19 protein-coding genes are annotated in these 17,134 nt (G+C 64.9%); 6 read left to right on the forward strand and 13 right to left on the reverse strand.

Annotated features, from left to right (window positions below):
* The 3 genes from B2527_RS16400 to B2527_RS16410 form a co-directional block, all read left to right on the forward strand.
* The coding region (locus tag B2527_RS16400; protein ID WP_293716131.1) for an acyl-CoA dehydrogenase domain-containing protein at nucleotides 1–1,059 on the forward strand (1,059 nt) is incomplete at its 5' end.
* Nucleotides 1,060–1,126: 67 nt separating this feature from the next.
* Nucleotides 1,127–1,609: a hotdog fold domain-containing protein gene (locus B2527_RS16405; protein ID WP_293716134.1), complete on the forward strand. Its 483-nt coding sequence runs from the start codon at nucleotides 1,127–1,129 to the stop codon at nucleotides 1,607–1,609.
* 3 nt (nucleotides 1,610–1,612) lie between these two features.
* Nucleotides 1,613–2,017 (forward strand): hypothetical protein, encoded by a 405-nt coding sequence (locus tag B2527_RS16410; RefSeq protein ID WP_293716137.1) that lies wholly within the window; start codon nucleotides 1,613–1,615, stop codon nucleotides 2,015–2,017.
* A gap of 229 nt (nucleotides 2,018–2,246) precedes the next feature.
* On the opposite strand, the gene B2527_RS16415 is transcribed toward B2527_RS16410, so the two are convergent.
* Together B2527_RS16415 and B2527_RS16420 are read right to left on the reverse strand one after the other, a co-directional pair.
* Nucleotides 2,247–2,603 (reverse strand): DUF1304 domain-containing protein, encoded by a 357-nt coding sequence (locus tag B2527_RS16415; protein ID WP_293716140.1) that lies wholly within the window; start codon nucleotides 2,601–2,603, stop codon nucleotides 2,247–2,249.
* 50 nt (nucleotides 2,604–2,653) lie between these two features.
* Nucleotides 2,654–3,982: an NTP/NDP exchange transporter gene (locus tag B2527_RS16420; protein WP_293716143.1), complete on the reverse strand. Its 1,329-nt coding sequence runs from the start codon at nucleotides 3,980–3,982 to the stop codon at nucleotides 2,654–2,656.
* A 165-nt stretch (nucleotides 3,983–4,147) separates the two neighbouring features.
* Here B2527_RS16420 and B2527_RS16425 point away from each other — a divergent pair, with 165 nt between their 5' ends.
* Nucleotides 4,148–5,749 carry a GMC family oxidoreductase gene (locus B2527_RS16425; protein ID WP_293716146.1) on the forward strand — a complete coding sequence of 534 codons (1,602 nt, stop codon included), beginning with the start codon at nucleotides 4,148–4,150 and terminating at the stop codon, nucleotides 5,747–5,749.
* A 245-nt stretch (nucleotides 5,750–5,994) separates the two neighbouring features.
* The gene (locus B2527_RS16430; RefSeq protein WP_293716149.1) at nucleotides 5,995–7,407 is read left to right on the forward strand and encodes a serine hydrolase domain-containing protein; all 1,413 of its coding nucleotides are present in this window, start codon (nucleotides 5,995–5,997) and stop codon (nucleotides 7,405–7,407) included.
* Between the two features lie 834 nt (nucleotides 7,408–8,241).
* Here B2527_RS16430 and B2527_RS16435 read toward each other — a convergent pair.
* The 10 genes from B2527_RS16435 to nudE all read right to left on the reverse strand — a co-directional run bounded on the left by B2527_RS16435 (nucleotide 8,242) and on the right by nudE (nucleotide 15,619).
* On the reverse strand, nucleotides 8,242–8,757 hold the full coding sequence (locus B2527_RS16435) for a hypothetical protein (RefSeq protein ID WP_293716152.1): 516 nt from the start codon (nucleotides 8,755–8,757) through the stop codon (nucleotides 8,242–8,244).
* Between the two features lie 804 nt (nucleotides 8,758–9,561).
* The gene (gene gcvH, locus B2527_RS16440; protein WP_293716155.1) at nucleotides 9,562–9,957 is read right to left on the reverse strand and encodes a glycine cleavage system protein GcvH; all 396 of its coding nucleotides are present in this window, start codon (nucleotides 9,955–9,957) and stop codon (nucleotides 9,562–9,564) included.
* A gap of 84 nt (nucleotides 9,958–10,041) precedes the next feature.
* Nucleotides 10,042–11,163, reverse strand: a complete 1,122-nt coding sequence (gcvT, locus tag B2527_RS16445) for a glycine cleavage system aminomethyltransferase GcvT (protein WP_293716158.1) — start codon at nucleotides 11,161–11,163, stop codon at nucleotides 10,042–10,044.
* A gap of 89 nt (nucleotides 11,164–11,252) precedes the next feature.
* Nucleotides 11,253–11,684: an NfeD family protein gene (locus tag B2527_RS16450; RefSeq protein WP_293716161.1), complete on the reverse strand. Its 432-nt coding sequence runs from the start codon at nucleotides 11,682–11,684 to the stop codon at nucleotides 11,253–11,255.
* A gap of 3 nt (nucleotides 11,685–11,687) precedes the next feature.
* On the reverse strand, nucleotides 11,688–12,656 hold the full coding sequence (locus tag B2527_RS16455) for an SPFH domain-containing protein (RefSeq protein WP_293716164.1): 969 nt from the start codon (nucleotides 12,654–12,656) through the stop codon (nucleotides 11,688–11,690).
* A gap of 54 nt (nucleotides 12,657–12,710) precedes the next feature.
* Nucleotides 12,711–13,013 (reverse strand): DUF962 domain-containing protein, encoded by a 303-nt coding sequence (locus B2527_RS16460; protein ID WP_293716167.1) that lies wholly within the window; start codon nucleotides 13,011–13,013, stop codon nucleotides 12,711–12,713.
* A gap of 38 nt (nucleotides 13,014–13,051) precedes the next feature.
* Nucleotides 13,052–13,375, reverse strand: a complete 324-nt coding sequence (locus tag B2527_RS16465; RefSeq protein ID WP_293716170.1) for a YnfA family protein — start codon at nucleotides 13,373–13,375, stop codon at nucleotides 13,052–13,054.
* On the reverse strand, nucleotides 13,372–14,190 hold the full coding sequence (gene mazG, locus B2527_RS16470) for a nucleoside triphosphate pyrophosphohydrolase (protein ID WP_293716173.1): 819 nt from the start codon (nucleotides 14,188–14,190) through the stop codon (nucleotides 13,372–13,374). Before mazG ends, B2527_RS16465 begins: the two co-directional genes overlap by 4 nt.
* A gap of 80 nt (nucleotides 14,191–14,270) precedes the next feature.
* Nucleotides 14,271–15,074, reverse strand: coding sequence for a 3'(2'),5'-bisphosphate nucleotidase CysQ (gene cysQ / locus B2527_RS16475; RefSeq protein ID WP_293716176.1), 804 nt, complete (start codon nucleotides 15,072–15,074; stop codon nucleotides 14,271–14,273).
* Nucleotides 15,071–15,619 carry an ADP compounds hydrolase NudE gene (gene nudE / locus B2527_RS16480; RefSeq protein WP_293716179.1) on the reverse strand — a complete coding sequence of 183 codons (549 nt, stop codon included), beginning with the start codon at nucleotides 15,617–15,619 and terminating at the stop codon, nucleotides 15,071–15,073. The genes cysQ and nudE overlap by 4 nt, the downstream gene beginning before the upstream one ends.
* Before the next feature lie 124 nt (nucleotides 15,620–15,743).
* On the opposite strand from nudE, the gene B2527_RS16485 reads away from it, so the two are divergent.
* Nucleotides 15,744–16,478 carry a 16S rRNA (uracil(1498)-N(3))-methyltransferase gene (locus B2527_RS16485; RefSeq protein ID WP_293716182.1) on the forward strand — a complete coding sequence of 245 codons (735 nt, stop codon included), beginning with the start codon at nucleotides 15,744–15,746 and terminating at the stop codon, nucleotides 16,476–16,478.
* A 172-nt stretch (nucleotides 16,479–16,650) separates the two neighbouring features.
* Here B2527_RS16485 and B2527_RS16490 read toward each other — a convergent pair whose 3' ends face one another.
* The gene (locus B2527_RS16490) at nucleotides 16,651–17,127 is read right to left on the reverse strand and encodes a chemotaxis protein CheW (protein ID WP_293716184.1); all 477 of its coding nucleotides are present in this window, start codon (nucleotides 17,125–17,127) and stop codon (nucleotides 16,651–16,653) included.
* Between the last annotated feature and the right edge of the window lie 7 nt (nucleotides 17,128–17,134).

The following is a 17,134-nucleotide window of genomic DNA, read 5'->3' on the forward strand; positions in this document are numbered from 1 at the left end:
GGCGGCAAGGGCATCATCCTCGGGCCGCGCAACTTCGCCGGCCGCAGCTGGCAGGCCGCACCGATCGCCATCACGGTGGAAGGTGCCAACATCATGACCCGCTCGCTGCTGATCTTCGGCCAGGGCGCCATCCTCTGCCACCCGTGGGTGCTGAAGGAAATGAAGGCCGCGCAGGACGAAGACCGCAAGGCCGGCCTGCGTGAATTCGACCAAGCACTGTTCGGCCATGTCCGCTTCGGCATTTCCAACGCCGTGCGCTCGCTGTGGTTCGGCCTGACCGGTGCGCGCTTCGGCGCCGCCCCGGGCGACGCCTACACCCGCCGCTACTTCCGCAAGCTGGACCGTTATTCGGCCAACCTGGCGCTGATGGCCGACATCTCGATGATGACCCTGGGCGGCAAGCTCAAGTTCAAGGAATCGCTGTCCGGCCGCCTGGGTGATGTGCTCAGCCACATCTACATGACCAGCGCCATGCTCAAGCGTTACCACGACGAAGGCGCACCGCAGGCCGACCAGCCGCTGCTGGCCTGGGCCTTCCACGACAGCGTGCACAAGATCGAGGAATCGCTGTCGGCGGCACTGCGCAACTTCCCGATCCGTCCGATCGGCTGGCTGATGTGGGCGCTGATCTTCCCGTTCGGCCGTCGCGCCGAAGCCCCGGGTGATCGCCTGAGCCGTCGCGTTGCGGCAACGCTGATGGCACCGGGCGAAGCGCGTGACCGTCTGGCCCAGGGCGTGTTCCTGACCCCGTGCGCGAACAACCCGGGTGGCCGCATCAACAGCTACCTGTCCAAGGCGATCATGGCCGAGCCGGTGGAGCGCAAGTTCCTGAAGGCGCTGAAGACCAAGGGTATCGAAGCGCTGACCTTCGCCATCCAGCTGGACGAAGCGGTGGCGGAAGGTGTGATCACCCAGGACGAGCGCAAGCTGCTGGAAGAGCTGCGCGAGATCACCATGGACACCATCACCGTGGACGACTTCGAGCCGCACGAACTGCGTTCGGCCGGCTACTACGACCTGCCGGGCAAGCAGCGCCCGCAGCCGCAGCAGGCCGCGTAAGCCACTACCCAGCAACAACAACGGCGGGCCTGGTGCCCGCCGTTTTCATATCAGGACGCCCTACCCCATGACCGCGCCTTTGTTGTCGCTCTACCGTCGCTGCACCCGCTGGCCCGCCGGCAACTGGCTGTTCTCCCGTGCGGTGTGCTTCAAGGCGCCCTATTTCGCCAGCATCTCGCCGCGGATCACCGTGCTGGAACCGGGCCGCTGCGAAGGCGTGATCCGCCAGCACCGCCGCATCAGCAACCACATCGGCACCGTGCATGCGATCGCCATGTGCAACCTGGCCGAACTGGTCGGCGGGGTCATGGTCGATGCCAGCCTGCCTGCCGACATGCGCTGGATCCCCAAGGGCATGGAAGTGAAGTACCAGGCCAAGGCGCTGGGCGTGCTGACGGCGGTGGCCACACCGGAGCTACCCATCATCAGCGCCGAGCACGGCTATGACCTGCCGGTGCGCGTGCGCGTCAGCGATGCGGCCGGGGTGGAAGTGTTCCAGGCAGTGATCGCCATGTGGGTCTCACCACGCCCACGTCGTACGGATCGCTAGGGCATGCAGATCGCCGAATGGCTGTTGCGCATTGGCGGCCTGCACTGCCTGGCCTTTGCCGTATTCCACCTGGCGTTCTGGCGTTTGTTCCACTGGAAGCATGAACTGGCAAAGCTCGGCACCGCCAACCGCGCGATCATGCAGATCCTCAACCTGCGCCTTGTCTATGTCTTTCTGGGAATGGGCCTGCTGTCGCTGACGTTCACCCGCGAACTGCTCGATACCCGGCTGGGGCACGTGGTGTTGGCTTTCATTGCCTTGTTCTGGCTGGGCCGCAGCGTCGAGCAGCTGGTTTTCCTGCGCATCAATGACTGGCGTGTGCACCTGCTGACCGCCTTGTTCGTGCTTGGTGCGGGGCTGTACGCAGTACCGTTGTGGCTGGGATTCTCGCTCTACATCAGCCGCTGATTACCGCCAATGCCACTGTAGTGCCGAGCCATGCTCGGCAGGGGCTCTACAGGTGATCTGTCGGGAACGCTCTTGCCGAGCTGGCTCGGCACTACCGGTGATCTATCGGTAAGGCTTCTGCCGAGCATGGCTCGGCACTACCGGTGATCTATCGGCAAGGCCTCTGCCGAGCATGGCTTGGCACTACCGGTGATCTATCGGCGAGGCCTCTGCCGAGCATGGCTCGGCACTACAGCGTGCGTAGCAGCAGCGCTGCGATTGCGGGTACCGCCTGCACGTAGAAGATGCGCGGGCTGACGCTATAGGCCCCGTAGGCGCCGGCCACCACTACGCAGAGCAGCGAGAAGGTCACCAGCACCGGCTGTGCCAGTACCAGCCCGGCGATGATGCCGGCTGCCAGGAAGCCGTTGTACAGCCCCTGGTTGGCCGCCAGCACCCGCGTGGCCTGCGCCTTTTCCGGCGTATTGCGGAAGGTCTTCAGACCCAGCGGCCGGGTCCACAGGAACATCTCCAGCACCAGGAAATACACATGCAGCGCCGCCACCAGCGCGGTCACCAGCACGCCGCAGAAAGCCAGTACGTTCATCGGAAAATCGTCCTGTAGACAGGTAGCGGCCAGCCGCCGCCGGGAATAACTCAGCGATCCTGCGGCAGCTTCTTCTCTTCCCGCAAGACGCCCAGCGCTGACAACGTCATCAGCACCGCAACCGCTGCGCCGCCCACGAACACCGCCTGTGACCCCAGCAGCGACAAGCCCTTGTGCACCCAGGCGAAGGTCAGGTCGCCACCGCGGTACACCACCGTGTCGATCGCCGCACCGGCCTTGTAACGCCACTGCCGGTCCACCCGCGTATAGATGGTCTCGCGCGCCGGCTTGCCCAGCGAGAACTCGCTGGCACGCGTCAGCACCTGGATCACCGCCACCATCACCGGCAAGGGCGAGGCCGCCGCTATCGAGAAGCCGATGATGATCGCAATGCCCGGTATCAGCAGCGCCGGTGCCACGCCATAGCGCGACAGCAACCAGCGCGTCAGGCCCAGCTGGATGATCAGGGTCAGCGCGTTCACCGCCAGGTCGATGCGCGAATAGAACGCCGTGCTGGCCGCGGGGTCGGTGATCAGCCGCCGCACGATGGCCGCCTGCTCGTTGTACAGCATGGTGCCCACGCCCACGCCGAACAGCACCATCAAGGCCAGCCAGCGCAGCAAGGGCTCGCGCGCAATGAGCTTCAAACCATCGAACACGCTGCCGCCCATCGGCTGCTCGCCGTCCGCCAGTTGCTGCTCACGCTCACGCTGCACTGCCCACGGCCGCAGCCGCCAGATGCAGAACAGACAGATCGACAGGAAACCGGCCGAAACCAGCATCAGGTTGGCGATACCCATCCGCTGCACCAGCGAACTGGTGATGATCGGCCCGAGGAAGGCACCCACCGTGCCGGCCGCGCCGATGTAGCCGTAGAAGGCACGCGCCTGCGCGTTGGAGAACACGTCGGCCATGAAGCTCCAGAACACCGCCACCGCAAACAGGTTGAATACGGTCGTCCAGAAGAAGAATGCCGCACCCCGCCCCGGCACGCCCGCATTGAACATCCCGTAGAACACGAACAGGGTGACGATGAAAAAGCCATAGACCAGCGGCAGGAACACCCGCCGCGGATAGCGGCTGACCAGCCAGCCGTACAGCGGCTGCAGCACCAGCATGATCACGAACACGCAGGAGAACAGGAACTGCAGGGTGAAATCCTTCAGCGGCATGCCATGGCCAGCGAACCAGGCAATCAATGCCGGCGGGAACAGCGCCTCCATGTCCGCCGACGCCGCCATCGCCTCGCGCACCGGACGCAGCACGTAGTAGCCGCTGAGCAGGCAGAAGAAGTACAGGAACGACCACCACAGCGGCGGCGAGCCACGCAGGGCCTGCAGCAGCCGCGACAGCGGCCCGGAACTGTTGGCAGCAGTCATGCGGCACCCCGGAGCAACGGGCAGCAGGAAGACGGCGGCATCTGGAACTCCCGGGGGCGACAAAGCGCGTACGGTATCTAATGCACTGCAACATCGCCAGTGCGCCAAGGCTTACTCGGATACAACGTGCCGTTCTATCCTGAGTGACCTGGGAGGGGGAACGCTGTGAAGGAATTCGACTACATCATTGTCGGCGCAGGTTCGGCCGGCTGCGTACTGGCCAACCGGCTCAGCGCCGACCCGCAGCGTCGGGTGCTGCTGATCGAGGCCGGGCCGCGCGACTGGCACCCCTTCATCCACATGCCGGCCGGCATCGCCCGGCTGGTCAACAACCGCCGCCTCAACTGGAGCTACGACACCGAGCCGGAGCCGGCGCTGGGCAACCGCCGCCTGTGGTGGCCGCGCGGCAAGGTATTGGGCGGCTCCAGCTCGATCAACGCCATGTGCTACGTGCGCGGCGTGGCCGGTGACTACGACCGCTGGGCGCAGGCCGGTGCCAGCGGTTGGCACTGGGACAACGTGCTGCCCTGGTTCCGCCACAGCGAGGGCAACGCACGTGGCGCCGACGCCCTGCACGGTGCCGACGGCCCGCTGCAGGTCGCCGACCTGCGCCACGTCAATCCGCTGAGCGAAGCCTTCATCGCCGCCGGCCTGCAAGCTGGCCATGTCCACAACACGGACTTCAACGGTCCCCGCCACGAAGGCGTCGGCCTGTACCAGGTCACCCAGAAGAACGGCGCGCGTTGCTCCTCAGCGGCCGCCTACCTGGCGCCAGTGCGCACGCGCAGCAACCTGCAGGTACTCACCGGCGCACTGGTGGAACGGCTGCAGATCGACGCAGGGCGCGTTACCGGCGTACAGCTGCGCGTGGGTGGGCAGCGCCAGCAACTGCATGCCGCCGCCGAGGTGCTGCTGAGCGCCGGTGCGATCAACTCACCGCAACTGCTGATGCTGTCCGGCATTGGCCCGGCCGCTACGCTGCGCGCGCACGGCATCGGCGTGCAGCTGGACCAGCCCGGCGTCGGCGCCAACCTGCAGGACCACCTGGATATCTGCACCCTGTACCGCAGCGTGCCCGGCGTCAGCTACGACCGCGCCAGCGAAGTGATGATCGGCCTGAATTACTTCCTGCGCGGCCATCGCGGTGCCGGCAGCAGCAATGTCGCCGAGGCCGGCGGCTTCGTTCGCTCGCGTTTCGCACCGGACGAGCGCGCCGACATCCAGTTCCATTTCGTCCCGGCAATGCTGGACAACCACGGCCGCAACCGCCTGCCCGGCGATGGCTACACCCTGCACGCCTGCTACCTGCACCCCCGCAGCCGCGGCCACATCACCCTGGCCAGCGCCGACCCGGCCGCACCTGCGCGCATCCACGCCAATTACCTGAGCGATGCCGAAGGCTTCGATCTGAAGATGATGGTCGAGGCGGCGCGGCTGAGCCGCGACATCCTGCAGCAGCCGGCCTTCGCGCCGTGGCGGAAATCACCGCTGTTCCCTGCCGACGAGCAGCTGGACGATGCCGGGCTGGAAGCCTTCATCCGCGCCAAGGCCGAGACCATCTACCACCCGGTCGGCACCTGCCGCATGGGCAGCGATGACGCCGCCGTGGTCGATCCGCAGCTGCGCGTGCGCGGCATCGATGGCTTGCGGGTGATCGATGCTTCGGTGATGCCGACCCTGGTCAGCGGCAACACCAATGCGCCAACCATCATGATTGCCGAGCGGGCTGCGCAACTGATCCATCCGGGCACGACGCGGCCGCACTGAACCCCTGGACATGCCGGATCCTGCGATGCTGGCCGATGTGTGTCAGCCCGCCAGCCACCAGCTCCACGGGCTCCAAGACGCCCTCGGCCAGAATCGCACGCCGCCCGGTCTGACCAAGCACGCCATCCATCACAGAAAAGGCCTGATATATCAAAGCGATGCCCATTCATTCTGCTGCCGTTTGTGCAATGGAGAAAAGCGGCGCTAGAATCACCGCCAGCAGTAGCAAACGGGCACCGATCACGATGAAAGACAAGAGCAAGCGCCGGCACATCCGCCCGGTGGCATCGGGATTGCTGGGGGTATTGATGCCCTTCGCATTGTCGTCTACCGCGCAGACACCGACGCATGCCAGCCTGCCTACCGTGCAGGCGGCTACGGCATTGCCGGTGAACCTGGAAAATGCCCCGCAGCAGTCACCCACCCAGCCCATGCCCTACCGCGTCGCACTGCGGCCGGACCAGGTGCAGCCTTTGCCCGCCGATTTCAATGTCGCGGCGATCGAATCGCTGGCCGAGCAGCTGACCTACGGCAACCGCGTCCCCGGCATGGCCATGGCCATCGTCCAGAACGGCCGCATTCTTTCCGCGCGCGGTTACGGCGTTACCGATATCAGCAACCCGCAGCAGGTGGACGCACATACGGTGTTCCGCCTGGCCTCGCTGTCCAAGGCCTTCGCCGGCACCATGGCCGGCCTGCTGGTCAACGATGGCACGCTGCGTTGGGACAGCAAGGTCATCGATTACGTGCCGGGCTTCCGCCTGGCTACGCCGGAGGCAACCAACAAGTTGACCGTGGCCGACGTGCTCAGCCAACGCGTTGGCCTGACCAGCAATGCCTATGACCGCGATGTCGAGGCCAATGCCGACTACTACACGCTGACCCAGAAGCTGGCCACCGCGCCGCTCAGGTGCGCACCGGGCGAATGCTATTCCTACCAGAACGTTGCTTTCAGCCTGGTGGGTGACGTGGTGTTCGCAGCCTCCGGCAACTTCTACGAGCAGGCGGTGGAGAAGCGCATCCTCAAGCCGCTGGGCATGAATGACGCCAGCCTGGGGCTGGCCGGCATCCAGGCCAGCTCACGCTGGGCCCGCCCGCACGTGCGTAGCCGCAATGGCTGGGTATCGCTGACGCCCAAGCCCACCTACTACCGCGTCGCACCGGCCGCTGGCGTCAACGCCAGCGCCAGCGACATGGCGCAATGGCTGTTGGCACACACCGGGCACCGCCCGGATGTGTTGCCGGCGCCGCTGCTGGCCACACTGCACGCGCCGCTGGTCAACACCCCTGGCGAAATGCGTTCGGGCTGGCGCCACCAGCGACTGGATTCGGCGGGCTATGCGCTGGGCTGGCGCGTGTTTGATTATTCGGGCCATCAAGTGGTCTTCCACGCGGGTGCTGTCCAGGGCTACCGCGGCCTGGTCGCACTGCTACCCGAGCGCGACCTGGGCATCGCCATCATGTGGAACGGCGAGAGCACCCTGCCCAGTGGCATGATGCCGACCATCCTGGATCGGGCCATCGGCCTGCCTGCACAACGTTGGTTGGATGTGGACACCGATTTCGGCAGCGACAACCTGATGGCCGAGGACGCTGCGCCTGCACGTGGCGGCAAGAAGGGCGCCTCGTCCGACCGTGCGGTGGCCTCACCACGCTGAGCTGACGGTCCCGTATCCGCACTACCCGGAAGGCGGCCAATGGCCGCCTTTCTTTTCGACAACCTGCAACCGGCCACTACAACGGCGGAGCAGGCGCGTGCATGGGTGCGCCAAGCGCACCGTGGCCCCCCCCTCCCAACCTTCCCCTTGTCTGCGGCAAAGGGAGGGCCAGTACGTCGCCGTCGGCCAACCCTGTAGTGCCCAGCCATGCTCGGCAGAACTGTCCGCAACATCGCAACGACGGAAGGCACCAATGCAGGCGTAGCACCAGCCGCGAAGCAGACGCCGCAACCGCCCCTCCCAACCTCCACGTGTCTGCGGCAAAGGGAGGGCAAGTGCGCCGGCATCAGCTAACCCTGTAGTGCCGAGCCATGCTCGGCAGAATTGTCGGCAACATCGCAACGACGGAAGGCACCGATGCAGGCGTAGCGCCAGCCGCCAAACAGACAGCGCAACCGCCCCCTCCCAACCTCCGCGTGCCTGCGGCAAAGGGAGGGCCAGTACATCGACGTCGCCACATTTATAGTGCGGAGCCATGCCCAGCAGAATTGTCCGGCAACATCGCAATGGCGGAATAGCTTCGATGCCGGCATGGCGCCAGTCGCGAAGCGGACGACGCAACCTTCCCCTCCCCGCCTGGGCCGCATGAAAGCGAGCGCAGGACGCCACCGCTACCAGCACGCGGGAAGGACAATGGACACGACGCATCCGCTCGGCGACCACCTCTCACCAACCTCGCGGCCAACGCCGCTCCCATCCGGGTAACGCGCATAAAAAAACTCCCTCCCCGCTGGGCAGTCGGGGAAGGAGTTTCAGGTGTTACCTAGCGCTGGATCAGATCAGCGGCGCCGGGGTTGCCGGCAGAGCAACCGGAGCGGCCTTCTTCTTGCGAGCGGCCGGCTTCTTCTTGGCAGCAACCTTCTTGGTTGCCGGCTTCTTGGCAGCAACCTTCTTGGCGGCCTTCTTTACGGTCTTCTTGGCAGCTGCCTTCTTGGCAACCTTCTTCACGGCCTTCTTGGCAGTTGCCTTCTTGGCAACCTTCTTGGCGGCCTTCTTTACGGTCTTCTTGGCCGCTGCCTTCTTGGCAACCTTCTTTACGGCCTTCTTCGCGGTCTTCTTGGCAGCTACCTTCTTGGCAACCTTCTTCACTGCCTTCTTCGCGGTCTTCTTCACTGCCTTCTTGGCAGCTGCCTTCTTCACGGTCTTCTTGACGGCGGCCTTCTTGGCAACCTTCTTCACTGCCTTCTTGGCGGTTGCCTTCTTGGCGACCTTCTTCACAGCAGCTTTCTTGGCAACTTTCTTGACCGCCTTCTTGGCGGCCGGCTTTTTAGCGGCTTTCTTCGTGGCCATGGGATGTTTCCTCGTCAGTGATCTATGGAATTGAAATGCCCAGTTGAAACAAATCCGCGGTGGGCTGCGGAGGACCGACGACGCGTCCTAGCGCATCGTGACGGATACAGAAACACCCGCAACGGGTCCCGCTGCGGGTGCCGGTTTGAAGTCGGGGGGGTGTTTCGCGGAAGGAAGCGAGTCCTGCTCCACCATCAAGAAGATCCTGGCGGACGTCCAAGTTGTGCTTCGCGTCTGAATGTTGATCCGGCTCACTCGCTTCCGCAGGAAAGGTCTGCTGGGCGAAACCTAATCACGGTTTTTTTTACTGTCAACTACTCCGACGAAAAATTTTTCGTCCCTCCGGCCGGCGGACATGCCTGCCCCTGCCCGCCATGAGCAATTGCCATGTGCATCGAACACGCCCACAACCCCAACAAAAAAAACACGAATGCAAAAAATCCCCGGTAAAAGCGCACTATTTTTTTTTTGCATGCGTGCCTCGCACGCGCATGGACATCGTTCTCCGGCAGCATCCAATGCCAACCACAGGCGCCACCGGCATCGACAACCGCCCCTGAATTTTTTTTCCTGGCGGTGAAGCTTTGACCAGCAACAGCATCGATTTGCGCAAACTTTTTAGCACCCAGGCACCGTGTACAACCGCACCGATGACACGCGCCGCGCGCGACGGGGCACATGCATCGAGCGCGCATCGACCTGTCTGTTCCCTTCCCCGCCGGCGACCACATCATCACGCGACGCTGACACCAACGCATAAAAAAACGGCCGCACCAGGCGGCCGTTTTTCTGCGAACGCAGGACTCAGTGGTCCTCGTTCTCCAACATCTCGGCATAGTCGTCCGGGCCGAGCAGGTCATTCAACTGTTCCGGTTCGGACAGCTCCACGACAAACAACCAGCCTTCGCCGTAGGCATCTTCGTTGATGGTTTCCGGCTTGTCAGCCAGGGCTTCGTTGACTTCCAGCACGGTGCCGGACACCGGGCTGTAGACGTCCGATGCCGCCTTGACCGACTCGACCACGGCCACGCCGGTGCCGGCCTGGATGTTGTCGCCCACTGCCGGCAGCTCGACATAGACCAGGTCGCCCAGCAGGCCCTGGGCATGATCGGAAATACCAACGGTGACACGGTTGCTGCCTTCAACACGGGCCCATTCGTGGGACTTGAGGAACTTCAGGTCGCCGGGGATCTCGCTCATGGAACTACTCCGAAAAAACGGTGGTCGGGAAGGATTGCTAGTTTAACCAACCGGGCGCGGGCTGGCGCCCGCCCCGGTCCTGCATCACGGATTGATACCGGCCTGTGCCTGGCCGTCACGCACGAACGGGAACTTCACCACGCGCACCGGTACTTCCTTGCCGCGGATGTCCACGCGCACATCGCCCGGCTCGCCGCCCGGCACGCGGGCAAACGCGATCGCCTTGCCCAGGGTCGGCGAGAACGTGCCGGACAGGATCTCACCCTCGCCATTGGCGGTGAGCACCTTCTGGCCATGGCGCAGCACGCCCTTCTCGTCCATCACCAGGCCGATCATCTGCCGCGCATTGCCTGCGGCTTTCTGCGCTTCCAGCACGCTGCGGCCGATGAAGTCGCGCGGCGTGCCATCGGCCAGATCGTCCAGCGCGACCGTCCAGGCCAACGCTGCTTCGTAAGGGCTGATGGCTTCGTCCATGTCCTGGCCATACAGGTTCATGCCCGCTTCCAGGCGCAGCGTGTCGCGCGCGCCCAGGCCGGCCGGCTTCACGCCTGCGGCGAGCAGCGCATTCCAGAAGTCGACGATCGCATCCTGCGGCAGCAGCACTTCGTAGCCGTCCTCACCGGTGTACCCGGTGCGCGCGACAAACAGCTCCACGCCGTCGGCCGCCTTGATGTCCAATGCCGCAAAGCGGCCCAGCTTGGCCAGTGCCGCGCGGTCGCTTTCCGCCACCAGCCCGGCCACCAGCTCGCGCGCCTGCGGTCCCTGCACCGCGACAATGGCCAGGTCTTCGCGTTCGATCACGTCCACGTCAAACGCCGCGGCGTGCTGACGGATCCAGGCCAGGTCCTTTTCGCGGGTGGAGGCATTGACCACCATGCGGAAGAAATCCTCGCCCAGGAAATACACGATCAGGTCATCGATGACGCCACCCTGCGCATTGAGCATGCACGAGTACAACGCCTTGCCGGTGACCTTGAGCTTGTCGATGGAGTTGGCCAGCAGGTGGCGCAGGAACTCGCGGGTGCGCGCGCCCTTCAGGTCGACCACGGTCATGTGGCTGACGTCGAACATGCCGGCGGCGCGGCGCACAAGGTGGTGCTCATCGATCTGCGACCCATAATGGATCGGCATGTCCCAACCGCCGAAGTCGACCATCTTGGCGCCGAGTGAGCGGTGGGTTTCGTTGAGCTTGGTCTGCAGGGTCATGGCCGTTCCACGAAAAGGGGGCCGCCATTATCCCAGATGGTTACCGTTAAAACCTGCGGCACTGCCACAACGGCAGTGCCGCCGCCGGTTCAGACCGGCTGCACCTTCAGGGTCATGCCATCCACGGCCACCACCCGCACCCGGCTGCCGCTGGGCAGGTCAGGCCCGGACACCACCCACAACGCATCGTCGGCCTTGGCCCGGCCGGTGCCATCGATGATGGCCTGCTCCAGCTCCAGCACGCGTCCGACCAGCTGTTCGGCGCGGCGGTTGAGCAAGGGCTGGTCGCTGGGCCGTGCGCGTTGACGGAACCAAGTGCGGTAGACCTGGATCGCAACAAAGCTGAGCACCACGAACAGGATGACCTGCAGCAGCATCGTCATGCCCTCGAATGCCCATACCAGCAGGAACACGATGGCCGCGGCGATGCCCATCCACAACATGAAGGCACCTGGTGCCAGTGCTTCGGCGGCAAACAACCCCACCGCCAGCGCCGCCCATACCACCACTTCCCAGCGCATGGCTCAGCGCCCCAGCGGCGGCGGGTTGCCGCGTGTGGTCGGCTTGGCGTCGGCCTGCTTGGCGAAGGCTTCCTTGGCCAGTTCGGAGATGCCGGCAATGGAGCTGATCACCCCGGTGGCCTCCATCGGCATCAGCACCAGCTTCTGGTTGGGCGAGCTGGCCAGCTCACTGAACGCTTCCACGTACTTCTGCGCGATGAAGTAGTTGATGGCCTGCACGCTGCCATTGGCGATGGCATCGGAGACCATCGCGGTCGCCTTGGCCTCGGCCTCGGCCAGCCGCTCGCGGGCCTCGGCATCGCGGAACGCGGCTTCCTTGCGGCCCTCGGCCTCCAGCACCGCGGACTGTTTCTGGCCCTCGGCGCGGAGAATTTCGGACTGACGGATACCTTCGGCCTCAAGCACCGCCGCACGCTTGTTCTGCTCGGCCATCTTCTGCTGCTGCATCGACTGCACCAGGTTGGCCGGTGGCTGGATGTCCTTGATCTCGATGCGGGTGACCTTGACCCCCCAGGGGTTGGTGGCGTGGTCGACCACATTGAGCAGCTTGGCGTTGATGGTCTCGCGCTGGCTCAGCGATTCATCCAGATCCATCGAGCCGATCACGGTACGGATGTTGGTCTGCACCAGGGCGATCATCGCCACTTCCAGGTTGGCGACCTCATAGGCGGCCTTGGCCGCGTCCAGCACCTGGAAGAACACCACGCCATCCACGCGCACCACGGCATTGTCCTTGGTGATGACGTCCTGGCTGGGCACATCCAGCACCTGCTCCATCATGTTCACCTTGCGCCCCACCCCGTAGACGATGGGGATCAGGAAATGCAGACCCGGGGTCATCGTGCTGGTGTACTTGCCGAAGCGCTCCACCGTCCATTCATAGCCCTGCGGCACCATCCGTACCGTCTTGAACAGGATGATGATCCCTGCCACCGCCACGACCAATGCCAATACCGCTGCGCCACCGCCCATCACCCACTCCCTGTGCCGAGTCTGCTGTCTGGCGAGTATAGGTCGCCGGCTGCGCTACAGGCGTACGCGCCCGCGCAGGATGTCGATGAACATCACCCAGTCACCGGCAAATGAATAGAAGGGGTGGCGGAAGGTGGCCGGGCGGTTCTTCTCGAAGAAGAAATGCCCCACCCAGGCAAAACCGTAGCCGCACAGCAGCGCGGCCAGCAACCAGCCCCACTGACCACGCCAGAGCGCCATCGACACGCAGCCCAGCACGCCCCAGCTGCCGATGAAGTGCAGGCGCCGGCTGACGGCGTTGCTGTGCTCCTGCAGGTAGAACGGATAGAACTGGCGGAAGCTGCTGAAACGCGACATGGCCGGCCCCGGCGTCAGGAACGGCCAGCATAGGGCTTTCAGCTGCTGCGGGGCGCGAACATGATCACGGCCATGCCCAGCAGGCACAGTGCGCCACCCAACAGGTCCCAGCGGGTGGGCTTGACCGAATCGACCAACCACAGCCACAGCAGCGCCACACAGACATAGACGCCACCATAGGCGGCATAGACGCGCCCGCTGGCAGTCGGGTGCAGGGTCAGCAACCAGGCGAACAACGCCAGACTGGCGGCGGCCGGCAGCAGCAACCATGGGCTGCCCTGCTGGCGCAGCCACACCCATGGCAGGTAGCAGCCGACGATCTCCGCCAATGCGGTCACCAGGAACAGGGCGAAGGTCTTCACTGGCCGCGGCCCTTTTCTGCCTGTTTCACCGCCTGCCACAGTGCTTCCTGCTGCTCCAGCGACAGCGCCTGCATGCCACCGCTCGATTGCGCCTGTGCTTCCATGGCACGAAAACGGCGCTCGAACTTGTGGTTGGCCAGGCGCAGCGCGCTGCCCACGTCGACCTTGGCATGGCGGGCCAGGTTGGCGCAGACAAACAACACGTCGCCCAGTTCCTCCTGCAGGCGCTGACGGTTGTCGGCACCCGCGGCGGCGGCATCGAATTCGGCCTGTACCTCGTCGACTTCCTCGCGCAGCTTGTCCAGCACCGGCGCGGCGCTGGGCCAATCGAAACCGCTGCGCGCGGCCCGCGATTGCAGTTTGGTGGCGCGCTGCCACTCCGGCAGGCCACGGGCTATGCCGGCCAGCACGGAGTTGTCCTGGTCACCTTTGGCCGCCCGCTCGGCACGCTTGATCGCTTCCCAGTTGGCGCTGACCTCACCGGCGCCACTGACCGCCGCATCGCCAAAGATATGCGGGTGGCGACGCTGCATCTTGCTGCTGATCGAGGCCACCACATCGCCAAAATCGAAGGCCCCCTGCTCGCTGGCCATCTGCGCGTGGAACACCACCTGCAGCAGCAGGTCGCCGAGTTCATCCTTCAGCTCCACCAGGTCATTGCGATCAATCGCGTCGGCCACTTCGTAGGCTTCTTCCACCGTATACGGTGCGATGCTGGCGAAGTCCTGTTGCAGGTCCCACGGACACCCGCCCTGCGGGTCACGCAGGCGCGCCATGATCTGCAGCAGGGATTGGATATCGGTCAGTTCGGCCATCTGTTACCACCTTTCATGACGACGACGCCGGCGGAGGCCGGCGCGTTGTATGTGTCAAAGCAATACGAGGCAACCGGCACTCACAGCCCGGCCACCCAATCGCGCCACGGCAACGACGCATCGCCCAGGGCAACGAAATCACCGTTGAGCAGGCGCGGACGCTGGTTGTACTGGAACGGTTCGCCACTGTCGGCCGCCAGCACCACGCCACCGGCCGCTTCCAACACGCACTGGCCGGCGGCAGTATCCCATTCGCTGGTCGGGCCCAACCGCGGGTAGACGTCCAGCGTACCTTCGGCAATGCGGCAGAACTTCAACGAGGAGCCCTGCGCTATCAGTTCGATGTCGCCCATGCGCGCCAGCAGTTCTTCGGTCCGCGGGCTGCGGTGCGAACGGCTGGCAGCCACCCGCAGCGGCAGCGCTGGCGGCACGCGGGTGACAATCGCGTCCTCGCTGCTGCCATCGCGCCGGTAGGCCTTGCCGCCCCGCTGACCGTGCCAGACCACGCCGGTCACCGGCGCCTGCACCACGCCGAACACGGGCAGGCCCGCATCGATCAAGGCGATGTTGACGCTGAATTCGCCATTGCGCTTGATGAACTCGCGGGTGCCATCCAGCGGATCAACCAGCCAGTAGCGCTGCCATTGGCGGCGGGTTTCCCATGGCAGCTGGGCCGACTCCTCCGACAGCACCGGCACATCGGGGGTCAGCGCACTGAGGCCCTGCACGATCAGCCGGTGCGCGGCCAGGTCGGCGCTGGTGACCGGGCTGTCGTCGTCCTTGCGCTGGACATCGAAACCATTGGCATAGACCTGCAGGATCGCCGCACCGGCACGATGGCTGATGTCGATGACCGCTTCGCGCAACGCCTGGTTGATGATCATGCGCCGCGCCCCAGCCATTCACGGGCGATGAACAGCGCCGCCAGCGAACGCCCTTCGGAAAAATCCTCACGCAGCATCAGCTGGTCCAGTTCAGCAAGTTTCCAGGGCACCACTTCCAGCTCCTCCGGCTCGTCACCGGGCAATCGTTCCGGGTACAGGTCACGCGCCAGCACCAGCCAGGACTGGTGACTCATATAAGTAGGCGCAAGGGTCAACGCCCGCAGCGTATCCAGCTGCCGGGCCCCATAACCGGCTTCCTCCTTGAGCTCGCGGTCGGCGGCCTGCAGCGGCGTTTCACCGGCATCGATGCGGCCCTTGACCAGCCCCAGTTCGTAGCGATGCAGCCCGGCTGCGTATTCACGCACCAGCAGCACGGTTTCATCATCCAGCATCGGCACCACCACCACCGCACCATGGCCACGGCTGACCAGGCGCTGGAAATGGCGGCGTTCGCCGTTGGAGAACTCCAGGTCCAGCTGTTCCTGCTGGAACGGACCGATGGTTTCTTCGGTGATGCCGTGGATCTGCGGAAGCCGGCGGCTCATGCGCCACACCCGGCACGACGGCGGTAGACCGATAGAATGTGCATTGGCAGATACGTTTCCATGAACCTGAAATGCTAACAGACCCAGCCCTCCCCCCGTTGCCCCGCCGTCATGAGGATGCAGCATGCGCCTGACCCGCTGCCCCATCGCGCTGCCGTTGGCCGTGGGCCAGACCGTGGCCCTGCCCGAAGATGCCGCCAACCACCTGGTGCGGGTGATGCGCCTGCGCGAGGGCGATGCCTGCGTGCTGTTCAACGGTGACGGCCACGACTACACCGCCGTGGTGGTGGGCCTGGGCAAGCGCGAGGTCACGCTGCGGATCGATGCGGCCCAGCCCATGCAGAACGAATCCCCGCTGGCCATTACCCTGCTGCAGGGCATTGCCCGCGGCGAAAAGATGGATCTGATCATGCAGAAGGCAACCGAGCTGGGCGTGAACGCGCTCATCCCGGTCAATGCCGAACGCACCGAGGTGAAACTGGATGCGGCGCGTGCGGAAAAGCGCATCGCCCATTGGCGCAGTGTGGTCGCCTCGGCCTGTGGCCAGTCCGGGCGGGCGCGCATTCCCGCCATCGCTGCACCGCAGGCGCTGGCCGCTGCGGCAGCATCCTTGCCTGCGCAGACCCTGCGCCTGACCTTGGACCCGGAGGGCGAGCATCGCCTCGCCGGGCTGTCCGCTGTCCCGGCCAACGGCGTGGTGATTGCGATCGGCCCGGAAGGCGGTTGGTCACCGCGTGACCGCCAGGTACTGGCCGAGGCCGGTTTCCAAGGCCTGCAGCTGGGTCCGCGCATCCTTCGCACCGAGACCGCCGGCCTGGCCGCGATAGCTGCCCTGCAGGCGCGGCTGGGCGACCTGTAACCCCACTCGGCAGGCACGCCGCAAGCCGCGAAGCCCGCATGACCGGGCCGCCGTTCAAACGCAGGCATCTCTCATGCGCTTCGCGGCTTCCACCACGCATGCGGTCAAGAAAAAGCCCGGGCTGGCCCGGGCTTTGACGTTCAGCTGATCCAAGGACGCTGTGCCTGTCCGCTCAGGCCGCGATAGTGGCCAGCGCGCTGGTTACTGCCGCCTCGATCGCATCCAGGTCCGGCAGCAGGGCACTCTGTTCGCCCAGCAGCACACGCATGTGCACGCCATCGGGCAGGTTTTCTTCCGATGCGTCGGCCAGCAGGCCGTCGCGCGGCACCGCGATCAGTTGCGGGAAGCTCTGGGTCAACAGCGCGAAGTACGGCAAGTCCGGGTTACCGCCCAGCGCCTTGAGCACCACCACCTTGTTGTTGCTGCCCAGCGACTCACTGCCGTGCCCGCTCAAGCCCGCGTAGGACAGCAGCGGCACGCTCCAGCCATGCCAAGCGATCTGCCCGACCAACCAGGCCGGCGCGTTGGCCAGCGGCTGCACCGATACACGCGCCATCATTTCGGCCACGGTAGCGTTGGGCAACAGCACCCGCTCATTGCCCGACTGGATCAGGACACCGCGTACTTCGTCTTTGTTTGCGTAGCTCATCGTCAGT

The organism is Stenotrophomonas sp. UBA7606 (genome assembly GCF_002477705.1).
Lineage (GTDB): Bacteria > Pseudomonadota > Gammaproteobacteria > Xanthomonadales > Xanthomonadaceae > Stenotrophomonas.